The organism is Cyanobium sp. Lug-B (assembly GCF_024345635.1).
GTDB classification, from domain to species: domain Bacteria; phylum Cyanobacteriota; class Cyanobacteriia; order PCC-6307; family Cyanobiaceae; genus Cyanobium; species Cyanobium minutissimum.
Map to the genome: position 1 here is coordinate 1 of NZ_JAGQBM010000087.1, position 10,055 is coordinate 10,055.

At 72.7% G+C, this 10,055-nt stretch carries 12 protein-coding genes and 1 tRNA gene; 11 read left to right on the forward strand and 2 right to left on the reverse strand.

Annotated features, from left to right (window positions below; translation table 11 throughout):
• Window positions 1-429: NFACT RNA binding domain-containing protein (locus tag KBY81_RS15315; RefSeq protein ID WP_254976964.1), on the forward strand; the 429-nt coding region annotated here is incomplete at its 5' end.
• A complete protein-coding gene (tatC, locus tag KBY81_RS15320) occupies window positions 426-1,184 on the forward strand; it encodes a twin-arginine translocase subunit TatC (protein ID WP_106220438.1) in 759 nt (252 codons plus the stop codon). The genes KBY81_RS15315 and tatC, both read left to right, overlap by 4 nt.
• 21 nt (window positions 1,185-1,205) lie before the next feature.
• On the opposite strand, the gene KBY81_RS15325 is transcribed toward tatC, so the two are convergent.
• Entirely contained in the window at window positions 1,206-1,535 is a 330-nt protein-coding gene (locus tag KBY81_RS15325) for a DUF3067 family protein (RefSeq protein ID WP_219904057.1), read from the reverse strand.
• Window positions 1,536-1,661: 126 nt separating this feature from the next.
• Between KBY81_RS15325 and petC the strand changes: the two genes are divergently transcribed.
• The 8 genes from petC (at window position 1,662) to KBY81_RS15365 (ending at window position 7,262) form a co-directional block, all read left to right on the forward strand.
• Window positions 1,662-2,222, forward strand: a complete 561-nt coding sequence (gene petC, locus KBY81_RS15330; protein ID WP_106220436.1) for a cytochrome b6-f complex iron-sulfur subunit — start codon at window positions 1,662-1,664, stop codon at window positions 2,220-2,222.
• 55 nt (window positions 2,223-2,277) lie between these two features.
• Window positions 2,278-3,219 carry a cytochrome f gene (gene petA, locus KBY81_RS15335; protein WP_106220435.1) on the forward strand — a complete coding sequence of 314 codons (942 nt, stop codon included), beginning with the start codon at window positions 2,278-2,280 and terminating at the stop codon, window positions 3,217-3,219.
• Entirely contained in the window at window positions 3,216-4,076 is an 861-nt protein-coding gene (gene lgt, locus KBY81_RS15340) for a prolipoprotein diacylglyceryl transferase (RefSeq protein WP_106220434.1), read from the forward strand. Before petA ends, lgt begins: the two co-directional genes overlap by 4 nt.
• Complete coding sequence (cobM, locus tag KBY81_RS15345; protein ID WP_254976965.1) at window positions 4,073-4,837, forward strand: precorrin-4 C(11)-methyltransferase; 765 nt, start codon at window positions 4,073-4,075, stop codon at window positions 4,835-4,837. The genes lgt and cobM overlap by 4 nt, the downstream gene beginning before the upstream one ends.
• Window positions 4,834-5,415 (forward strand): alpha-ketoglutarate-dependent dioxygenase AlkB, encoded by a 582-nt coding sequence (locus tag KBY81_RS15350; protein WP_106220432.1) that lies wholly within the window; start codon window positions 4,834-4,836, stop codon window positions 5,413-5,415. Before cobM ends, KBY81_RS15350 begins: the two co-directional genes overlap by 4 nt.
• Window positions 5,416-5,496: 81 nt before the next feature.
• Window positions 5,497-6,150 (forward strand): hypothetical protein, encoded by a 654-nt coding sequence (locus tag KBY81_RS15355; protein ID WP_254976966.1) that lies wholly within the window; start codon window positions 5,497-5,499, stop codon window positions 6,148-6,150.
• Window positions 6,151-6,270: 120 nt separating this feature from the next.
• Window positions 6,271-6,342: transfer RNA gene (locus KBY81_RS15360), tRNA-Val, on the forward strand.
• A 134-nt stretch (window positions 6,343-6,476) separates the two neighbouring features.
• Entirely contained in the window at window positions 6,477-7,262 is a 786-nt protein-coding gene (locus tag KBY81_RS15365) for a helix-turn-helix domain-containing protein (RefSeq protein ID WP_254976967.1), read from the forward strand.
• Here the strand turns inward: KBY81_RS15365 and KBY81_RS15370 are convergent.
• Window positions 7,237-8,904, reverse strand: a complete 1,668-nt coding sequence (locus tag KBY81_RS15370; protein ID WP_254976968.1) for a Ppx/GppA phosphatase family protein — start codon at window positions 8,902-8,904, stop codon at window positions 7,237-7,239. The genes KBY81_RS15365 and KBY81_RS15370 overlap by 26 nt on opposite strands.
• Window positions 8,905-9,033: 129 nt before the next feature.
• On the opposite strand from KBY81_RS15370, the gene KBY81_RS15375 reads away from it, so the two are divergent.
• The gene (locus tag KBY81_RS15375; RefSeq protein ID WP_106220428.1) at window positions 9,034-9,927 is read left to right on the forward strand and encodes a 4-hydroxybenzoate polyprenyltransferase; all 894 of its coding nucleotides are present in this window, start codon (window positions 9,034-9,036) and stop codon (window positions 9,925-9,927) included.
• The last annotated feature ends 128 nt before the right edge of the window (window positions 9,928-10,055 follow it).

A 10,055-nucleotide genomic window follows, 5' to 3' on the forward strand; every position in this document is an offset into this window, starting at 1 on the left:
GTGCGACGGGGGGCGGCCGGCGCCGCGCCGGCCCCGCTGGAGCTGCGCAGCAGCGGCGGCCTGCGGCTGCAGGTGGGTCGTAACCACCGCCAGAACGAATGGATCAGCCTGCAGCAGGCCCGGCGCGGCGACCTCTGGTTCCATGCCCAGGAGTGTCCGGGCAGCCACGTGGTGCTGAAGGGCTCGGAGGGCACCCCGGGCGAGGCGGACCTGCGGGAGGCGGCCGACCTGGCGGCCCACTTCAGCCGCGGGAGGGCCAACGGCCGGGTGCCGGTGGTGATGGTGCCGACCACGGATCTGCAGCGCATCGCCGGCGCCGGCCCCGGCACGGTGCGCCATCGGGGGGGCGAGGTGCTGTGGGCGGTGCCCGAGCGGGCCGCTGGTCTCCTGACCGCGCCCCCTAGGCTGCCGGGAACGGAACAGCCATGAGCGACCCCATCCCCGAGGACACATTCCCCGGCGAGGTGCACATGAGCCTGGTGGAGCACCTTGAGGAGCTCCGCCGGCGCGTGCTCCGCAGCCTGCTGGCGGTGGTGGTCGGCGCCGCCGCCTGCCTGCTGGCGGTGCGGCCCCTGGTGCGGCTGCTGGAGGTGCCGGCGGAGGGGATCCGCTTCCTGCAGCTGGCCCCGGGCGAATTCCTGTTCGTGTCGCTGAAGGTGGCCGGCTATGCGGGGCTCACCCTGGCCCTGCCCTACGTGATCTTCGAGATCCTGGCCTTCGTGCTGCCGGGTCTGACCCGGCGGGAGCGGCGGCTGGTGGCTCCCGCCGTCGCCGGCTCCACCGTGCTGTTCGCCGCCGGTCTGGCCTTCGCCTGGTGGGCCCTGGTGCCGGCGGCCCTGCGCTTCCTGGTGTCCTACGGGGCCGACGTGGTGGAGCCGATCTGGTCGATCGAGCGCTACCTCGACTTCGTGCTGCTGCTGATGGTGGCCACGGCCCTGGCCTTCCAGCTGCCGGTGCTGCAGCTGCTGCTGGGCGCCCTGGGGCTGATCGACTGGCGCACCATGCTGGGCGCCTGGCGCTGGGTGGTGCTGGTGGCGGCCCTGGCCGGGGCGGTGCTGACCCCCTCCACCGACCCGATCACGATGCTGCTGCTCACCGGCGCGATCACGGCGCTCTACCTGCTGGGGGTGGCCCTGGTGGCCCTGGCCGAGGGGCTGCGGCCCTCCCCGTCCCCCTCCGCCTGAACCGCCGGCGCCCCACCGGGATCAGAGCATGAACTCGCTGGCGCGCCCCGCCGGCAGCTCCAGGGGCAGGGACAGGGCCTTGCCCAGCCGGGGTTTGTCGGTGGTGGTGCGGAGCCATTGGCGCACCTGGGCCGCCACCCCCAGGCCGTTGAGGGAGCCCACCAGCTCCTCCAGGTGCTCCTCGTAGGCCTCGGGGGTGAGCGGAAACGACTGCTGCTCGAGATAGCCCCACATCACGTGCAGATAGAGGCGGCCGCGGCGCTGGACCAGCTGCAGGTCATAGGAGGCCTGCCAGCGGCTGCGCAGCAGCTCCAGCAGCTCCTCCCGCCGCAGCGGTTCCGGTGAGGTCATGGCGGGCGGGGCACTCCACAACAGCATGTTGCAGCCGGCCTCGGCCGGGTGCGGCTCGGACCCGGGGCGGGAAGGGCAAGGTTCATAATGGGCGCCACGTCAATCGGTCACACCGCGCCGTTCCCTATGACCCAGATCCCTGCGGCCTCCTCGAACGGCGGTGCCTCTGGTGATGTGCCCGGCATGGGCCGCCGCCAGTTCATGAACCTGCTGACCTTCGGCTCCGTCACGGGGGTGGCCCTGGGTGCCCTCTACCCGGTCGTCAACTACTTCATCCCCCCCAGGGCCGCGGGCAGTGGCGGGGGCGTCACCGCCAAGGACGAGCTGGGCAACAACGTCACCGCCACCGGCTGGCTGGCCACCCACAAAGAGGGTGACCGCAGCCTGGTGCAGGGCCTCAAGGGAGACCCCACCTACCTGCTGGTCGAGGGCGGCGAGGCCATCGGCGACTACGGCATCAACGCCATCTGCACCCACCTGGGCTGTGTGGTGCCCTGGAACAGCGGCGCCAACAAGTTCATCTGCCCTTGCCACGGCAGCCAGTACGACGCCACCGGCAAGGTGGTGCGCGGCCCGGCGCCCCTCTCCCTGGCCCTGGCCCACGTGAGTGTCGAGAACGACAACGTGTTCCTCAGCCAGTGGACCGAGACCGACTTCCGCACGGGCGAAAAGGCCTGGTGGGCCTGATCGGCGCCTGATTTCTCTCCCCGTTTCCCCCCCGACGCCCGCCACCTCCACCCCCATGCGCCGCTTCCTCTCCCCCCTGTTCGGCACCCTGCTCACCCTCAGCCTCTCGCTGGGTGTGGTGCTCCTGGGGGCCAGCCCCAGCTGGGCCTACCCCTTCTGGGCCCAGCAGAACTACGCCAATCCGCGTGAGGCCACGGGCAAGATCGTCTGCGCCAACTGCCACCTGGCCAAGAAGCCCACCCGGGTGGAGGTGCCCCAGGCGGTGTTCCCCGACACGGTGTTCAAGGCGGTGGTCGAGATCCCCTACGACACTTCGGTGCAGCAGGTCTCGGGCAACGGCAGCCCCACCGGTCTCAACGTCGGCGCGGTGGTGATGCTCCCCGACGGGTTCACGCTGGCTCCGCAGGACCGCCTCAGCGATGAGCTCAAGGAGGAGACCGCCGGCGTCTACTACACCCAGTACAGCGACGACCAGCCCAACATCCTCCTGGTGGGCCCGCTCCCCGGTGACCAGCACCAGGAGATCGTCTTCCCGATCCTTTCCCCCGACCCGGCCACCGACAGCGCCATCCACTTCGGCAAGTACCAGGTGCACGTGGGGGCCAACCGGGGCCGCGGCCAGGTGACCCCCGAGGGTGAGAAGACCAACAACGCCGTGTACACCGCCCCGGCGGCCGGCACGGTGAGCGCCATCAGCACCGATGCCAACGGTGCCACCGTGGTGGAGATCACCGGCGCCGGCGGCGCCGTCACCGAGACGGTTCCCGCCGGACCCACCCTCACCGTCGCCGTCGGCGACGCCGTCGAGGCCGGCACCCCGATCACCAACGACCCCAACGTCGGTGGCTTCGGCCAGATCGACGCCGAAGTGGTGCTTCAGAACCCCGTGCGCATCTACGGGCTGCTGGCCTTCTTCGCCGCCGTGGCCCTGGCCCAGATCATGCTCGTCCTCAAGAAGCGCCAGGTGGAGAAGGTCCAGGCGGCGGAGGGCTTCTGAGCCTTCCTCTCGGCCTCTTCACGTCCCCGGGACCCCTGATCTTTCAGCTGGGTCCCGTTTCCGTCCGCTGGTACGGCCTGCTCATCGCCCTGGCGGTGCTGCTGGGTCTGCTGCTGGCCACCCGGCTGGGCCGCCAGCGGGGCATCGACCCGGCCCTGATCGCCGACCTGCTGCCCCTGATGGTGCTGGGGGCCGTCGTCGGCGCCCGCCTTTACTACGTTGCCCTGGAATGGCGCCAGTACCGCAACGACTGGCTCGATGCCTTCGCCATCTGGCGCGGCGGCATCGCCATCCACGGCGCCCTGATCGGCGGAGCGCTGGTGACGGTCCTCTTCTGCCGCTGGCGCCGGCAGGCGTTCTGGCCCCTGCTGGATGTGCTCGTGCCCGCCGTGGCCCTGGGCCAGGCGATCGGCCGCTGGGGCAATTTCTTCAACTCCGAGGCCTTCGGCCTGCCCACCAACCTCCCCTGGGCCCTGACCATTCCCATGGCCAACCGGCCGCCTGAGTTCCTGGAGCAGGCCTCCTTCCACCCCACCTTCCTGTACGAGTCGCTCTGGAATCTGGGGGTCTGCGCCCTGCTGCTGATCCTGTTCCGCCTGGGCGGCAGCGGCCGCCTGCGGCTGCCGCCCGGTGCCCTGAGCTGCATCTATCTGATGGCCTACAGCAGCGGCCGCGTCTGGATCGAGGGGCTGCGGCTCGATCCCCTCTGCCTGTTCTCCCAGCCCCCCTTCTGCAGCGGCGGCCTGCGCATGGCCCAGCTGATGAGCCTGCTGCTGATCCTGCTGGGGGGTGCGGGCCTGCTCTGGCTCTACCGCTTCCGGCGTCCCCTCCCCGACCCCTCCGGCCTGACCGCATGACCGCCACTGTCCAGATCGTGGGAGCCGGCCCTGGCGCCCCGGACCTGCTCACCCTCCGGGCCGCCCGGGCGATCGAGGCGGCCCAGGTGCTGGTGTGGACCGATTCCCTGGTGAATCCCCAGATCGCCGCCCTGGCGCCGCCGGACTGCGAAAGCGTCCGCACCAGCACCCTCACCCTCGAGGAGGTGATGGCCGTGGTGCTGGAGCGGGCCAGGGCGGGACAGCGGGTGGTGCGCCTCCATGACGGTGATCCCTGCCTGTACGGCGCCCTGCAGGAGCAGATCTGCCGCCTGGCCGATGCCGGCCTCGCTGTGGAGGTGGTGCCGGGCCTGAGCGCCTACCAGGCCACCGCCGCCGCCCTGGGGGCCGAGCTGACCATTCCCGGCCGGGTGCAGACGATCGTGCTGAGCCGGGCGGGCGGGCGCACCGGCGTGCCGGAGCGGGAATCCCTGGCCCGGCTCGCCGCCCTGCAGGCCTCCCTGTGCCTCTATCTCAGCGCCCGCCACGTGGAGGAGGTGCAGGGGGAACTGCTGCAGCACTACCCGGCCGACACCCCCGTGGCCATCGGCTACCGGGTCAGCTGGCCCGACCAGTGGCTCACGGTGGTGCCCCTGGAGGCGATGGCCCGGGTCAGCCGCGAGCGGAACCTGATCCGCACCACCCTCTACGTGGTCAGTCCAGCCCTGCGGGACGCCGGCAGGGCCCGCTCCCTGCTCTATTCCGCCAGCCACAACCACCTGTTCCGCGGCGGAGCGGAGTGACGCCAGCGGCCCCCTGCCTGCGCCACTGGCGGGGCTGGGTGGGCGCCGCCGAGGCCGATGGCTGGCTGCGGACCCTGCTGCAGGAGGTGCCCTGGAAGCAGGAGTCCGTCACCGTCTTCGGCCGCCGCCACCCCATGCCCCGCCTCACCTGCTGGATGGCGGATCCGGGCTGCGGCTACCGCTACGCGGGCCTGGAGAACACCATCGAGCCCTGGACCCCCCTGACCGCCGCCATCCGCCGCCGTGTGGCGGCGGCCGCGGACCGGCCGTTCCATTCCCTGCTGCTGAATCTCTACCGCGACGGCCGCGATGCCATGGGCTGGCACGCCGATGACGAGGCTGAGCTCGATCCGGAGGCCCCGATCGCTTCCCTCAGCCTGGGGGCCAGCCGCACCCTCCGCTTCCGCCCCCGCCAACGGGGTACGGCCCCGACCCTGGCGGTGGACCTGGGCCACGGGGACCTGCTGCTGATGGACCCGCCCACCCAGCGGCACTGGCAGCACCAGCTGCCGCGGCGGCTGAAGGTGGACGCCCCACGGGTCAACCTCACCTTCCGGGCGATGCGGGTGCCGCCGTAGGGGGCGGCTGGCTCGGGCATCGGAGCGCCGGGGCGGTGGCGACAATGGGGGTCGGTGTCCGCGAGGGGCGTTTCGAGGGCGATGGCCAGTTCCCATGGAAGCCGATGCCGGCCGCTGCTGCCGGTGCTGCTGGGCCTGACCCTGCTGGCCGGCGGCTGTCAGGGGGCCGGGGTGAGTGAGGCCGGCCGGGAGCGCTGCCGCCGGCTCAGCGCCGCCGCGGGCAATCCGGTCAGCGCGGCCCTGATCTACGTCCGCTGCCTGCCCGACAGCGATCGCAGCCTGGCGAAGGAGCGGGCGGCGACGGAGAAGGCGGCCGCCTCCCGGCGCGCGGCCCTCGAGGCCTGCCGCCGGCGCCAGCGAACCGTCACCGCCCTGATGGAGTCCCTGCGCCGCACCGAACAGGAGCTGGCGGCGGCCCGCAACAGCCCCTTCCGCCCCAGCGTGGCGCCCCCCCAGCCCCTGGATGCCGGCCGCGAATCCCGCTACCGCCCCGAGGACCAGCGGCTCGACCGCGAACGCTACGAGGAGGCCCTCGGCGCCTGGGAGCAGCAGGTGGCCGCCGAGCGGGCCCGCTGGCGCCAGCGGCGTGAGGCCCGCATCGACGCCGCCCAGGACCGCCTCAACCGGGAGGCCATGGCCCTGAGGGACCTGCAGCCGGATCTGTTCACCGGGCCGGCGAGCATCGAATTCGACCCGGTGGCAGTCGGACGGGTGACTGCCGGCTGCAGCGGCTGACCGGCATTTGACAGTGAGTTCGGCGACCGTGTAGGAGGGTTCTGGCCACAGAGCCGGGTCGGAACCCTCAGCCGCCGAAAGAACCACTTTCAGCGTCGCAAGGGTGTCGGCCGCAACGACGGGCGATTAGCACAGCGGTAGCGCACTTCCTTCACACGGAAGGGGTCACTGGTTCGAATCCAGTATCGCCCATGTCTTTCTTCCGGTTTCTCCACCGGTAAGGTCCCCGCCAGCGGGTGCTGGTCGCCATCGGGCCCGCTCGTCATACTGCTGGCTACGCAGCGCTTCAGGAGACCCTGCCCTTGCCCGAATCTCCTGCCGCGACCATGGCCGCAGAGGACTGGAGCACTCCGATCCCGGAACTCGTGCAGCTCGGTGAACGGCTCGCCGCCGCCCGACGTGAGCAGGGCCTGAGCCTGGAAGACCTGGCCGACCGCCTGCGGCTTGGAACCGAACAGCTGGCGGCCCTCGAGACCGGCGACCACCGGCACCTGCCGGAGGCGGTGTTCGTGGTGGCCCAGGCCAAGAGGGTGGCGGGCACCCTGGGCATCGACGTGAGCCAGCAGATCAGCGACCTGCAGCAGAGCCGGCTGATGCGCCTGGGGCGCAGCCCTGCCGCCAGGCCCCCCTTGCAGCGAAAGCTCCGGACCCCGCCCGCCCCCGCCCGCCGCAGCGGCCCCCCGGGCTGGCTGTGGGCGGTCCTGGTCCTCCTGGGCGGCGGTGCCGTCGCGGTGGCGGCCCTGCAGGGCCGGCTCCCTGTCCCGATGGTCGCCGGAGTCCCGACAGCGGCGCCATCCCCCGGCCAGGCCACCGCCTCCGGCCAGCCCGATGCACCGGCCCCTGCCCCAGCAGCACCCCGGCCGGCCCCGGATCAGCTGCTGCTGGAGAGCCGCCAGCCCAGCTGGCTGGAGGTGCGCACCGCCGCCGGCGAGACCCTCTTCCGCGGCACCTTCACCGGCGCGAAGCGCTTCCCCCTGGACAGCGGCCTGCGGGTCCTGGCCGGCCGGCCCGACCTGGTGACGGCCAGCGCCGGCACCCTGCCCCCCCAGACCCTCGGCAGGATCGATCAGGTGGTGTGGCGAACCTTCAGGGCGACGCCTGCCGCACCGTGAGCCGCAGGCCCGTGGCCTCCAGCACCAGATCCGCGCACGAGCGCAGGCTCCACTCCTCCAGGCTGAGATCCAGGAGAGGCTCGCCGACGGCCGGCGGCCCGGCCTGCAGACCGATGGTGAAGCCACGGGGCTGAAGGGCCCGGTCGGTGTCCGCAGACACGGTGATCGCTGCGATGCCGGGGGCAGGCCGGCGATCGAGGGCGGCCGCCAGCCGCAGCAGCAGGGCCATCGTGAACACCGTGTGGCGGTGCTGGCCGGCTTCGATCAGCTGCCACGACTCATGACGCTTCTTGGGGAGGCTGCGCCGGTGGTAGCGGGCGATCGCCGCCACCATCAGGTGCTCGGTCTCGGAGTACCCCAGCAGCTCCCCATGGCGGATCAGGTACCAGGTGTGCTTGTGGTAAGCGGCGATGTTGACGTGCTTGCCGCAGGCGTGCAGCTGGGCCGCCGCCCAGAGCAGGGCGCGGCCCTCGCCGTCGTCGTCGTGCAGCAGCCCCCGGGTCTGGTCGTAGAGGCTCAGGGCGTGGCTGGCCACCCGGGCGGCCCGGTCCGTGTCCACCCCGTAGGTGCGGGCCAGGTGCAGCACGGTGCGGCGGCGGATCGTGCTCTGGAAGGTGAACCGGTCGACCAGCAGGCCGTTGCGCAGCATCCAGTCGACGATCAGGCCCTCCCGCAGGGCCCGCTCGCAGACCACCAGCTCCCGGACCTGGAGGATCTCCATGGTGGTCTGGAGGATCAGGGCGCCCGGGACGATGATCTCGGCTCGGCGCTCGTTGATGGCGGTGAGGGCCCGGCGCTGGTCCGGGGTCATGGCCACCAGCCGCTCGACGATCTCGTCCAGCCGGGCCCGGCCGAGGCGGTAGCCGTCAAGCTTCAGGGGTGGATTGGGGTCCTGGGCGGAGGCCAGGGCCGCCATCGCCATGGCGGTGCCGCTGGTGGCCACCAGGACGGGCTTCTCCCCCGGCCGCAGCTCCCGCTTCACCTCGGCGACGGCCGGATCCATCGCCCCCTGGATGTAGGCCTCGAGGAAGCCCCGTCGGGCCGGCGTCAGGGGATCCTCCCGGCAGAACTCCCGCTGCAGGCGCACCGCGCCGATGCGGGTGCTGGTCAGGGCCCGGGCATCGCGGCCGTCGGCGAGCACCAGCTCGGTGGAGCCGCCGCCGATGTCGAGGATGAAATAGGGCTGGTCGCCGAAGGAGAGGCCCGAGAGCACCCCCAGGTAGATCAGCCGGGCCTCTTCGGGCCCGCTGACCAGATCCACCGCCAGTCCCAGCTGGTCCTGGAGGCCCTGCAGGAAGGAACGGCCGTTCGGGGCCTCCCGCACCGCGCTGGTGGCGGCGGTGACGATCTGCTCCACCCCGTGGCTGGTGGCCAGGTCCCGGCAGTGGCGCAGGGTGAGGAAGGCGCGCTCGATCGCCTCCGGGGTGAGGTCCCCGGTTTCCGGATCCCTCTCCCCCAGCCGGGTGGTGGACTTCTCCGCCACCACCACCGAGAAGCTGCCGAGGGCCGGATCGATCGCCGCCACCAGCAGGTGGATGGAATTGGTGCCGATGTCGATGGCCGCCACCCGCCGTTCCCCTCCGGGGGTGGTGGCGGGAACCGAAGCCAACGCGGCGGACGCCGGATCGGGGATCGGGGGCATGGGGGTCGGCCCGGGCGGCGGCGGCGCCACTTTGCCACCGGGCGACGCTCCGGATCGGCCGCTGGAACGTCGCCGTCAGGAGTTGGATAGGGTGCCGCCACCCGACCGTTGCCCGCGGTGAACGTCCCGATGGCCCCCGGCCGCGCTCCGGCCTGGCTCGAGCTGCTGCGCTGGCACAAGCCCAGCGGCCGGCTGATCCTGCTGATCCCCGCCGGCTGGGCCCTCTGGCTGGGGCCGGCCGTGCCGCCACCGGCCCTGCTGGTGGCCTGGATCGTGCTGGGGGGCCTGGCGGTGAGCGGCGCCGGCTGCGTGGCCAACGACCTCTGGGACCGGCGCATCGATCCCCTGGTGGAGCGCACCCGCCACCGCCCCCTGGCCGATGGCCGCCTCGGGGTGGGCACGGCGACGGTTCTGCTGCTGCTCTGCCTGGTGGTGGCGCTGGCGGCCCTGCTGGCCCTGCCCGCCGCCAGCCGGGTGCTGTGTGTGGGCCTGGCCCTGGCGACGCTGCCGCTGGTGCTCCTCTACCCCTCCGCCAAGCGCTGGTTCGCCTATCCCCAGCTGGTGCTGGCCCTCTGCTGGGGCTTCGCCGTGCTGCTGCCCTGGGCGGCCGCCCAGGGGGGCCTGCAGGGCAACCTGGGGGGGTGGCCCCTGGTGCTCACCTGGCTGGCGGCGGTGAGCTGGACCTTCGGCTTCGACACCGTGTATGCGATGAGCGACCGGGAGGACGACCGGCGCCTGGGGGTGCGCAGCAGCGCCCTGAGCCTGGGGGCCAGGGCGCCCCTGGCGGTGGCGCTCTGCTACGGGCTCACCTGCGCCGCCCTCGCCCTGGCGGTACTGCTGCAGGGGCGGGCGGGGCTGCCGTTCTGGCTGCCCTGGGCCGTCGCGGCCCTGGCCATGCAGCAGCAGGCGGCCCAGCTGCGCCGCCCCGACCTGCCCCGCAGCGCCTACGGAAGGCATTTCGCGGTGCAGGTGTGGCTTGGTGCCCTGCTGCTGCTGGCGGTGGTGCTCTCCACCGCCGCCTGACCGCCATGGCCGCCGCAGCGCCCCAGCCGCCACCGCCCCACCAGCCGCCGGCCCTGCGTCCGGGCGACCGGGTGCGGCTGGTGGCCGCCAGCTCCGCCCTGGCCGATCTGGAGCGGCTGCAGGCGGGC

Coding starts and splice junctions, on each gene's coding strand:
- tatC (WP_106220438.1), top strand. CDS start 426: ATGAGCGACCCCATCCCCGAGGACACATTCCCCGGCGAGGTGCACATG.
- KBY81_RS15325 (WP_219904057.1), bottom strand. CDS start 1,535: ATGACCTCACCGGAACCGCTGCGGCGGGAGGAGCTGCTGGAGCTGCTG.
- petC (WP_106220436.1), top strand. CDS start 1,662: ATGACCCAGATCCCTGCGGCCTCCTCGAACGGCGGTGCCTCTGGTGAT.
- petA (WP_106220435.1), top strand. CDS start 2,278: ATGCGCCGCTTCCTCTCCCCCCTGTTCGGCACCCTGCTCACCCTCAGC.
- cobM (WP_254976965.1), top strand. CDS start 4,073: ATGACCGCCACTGTCCAGATCGTGGGAGCCGGCCCTGGCGCCCCGGAC.
- KBY81_RS15355 (WP_254976966.1), top strand. CDS start 5,497: ATGGCCAGTTCCCATGGAAGCCGATGCCGGCCGCTGCTGCCGGTGCTG.
- KBY81_RS15365 (WP_254976967.1), top strand. CDS start 6,477: ATGGCCGCAGAGGACTGGAGCACTCCGATCCCGGAACTCGTGCAGCTC.
- KBY81_RS15370 (WP_254976968.1), bottom strand. CDS start 8,904: ATGCCCCCGATCCCCGATCCGGCGTCCGCCGCGTTGGCTTCGGTTCCC.
- KBY81_RS15375 (WP_106220428.1), top strand. CDS start 9,034: ATGGCCCCCGGCCGCGCTCCGGCCTGGCTCGAGCTGCTGCGCTGGCAC.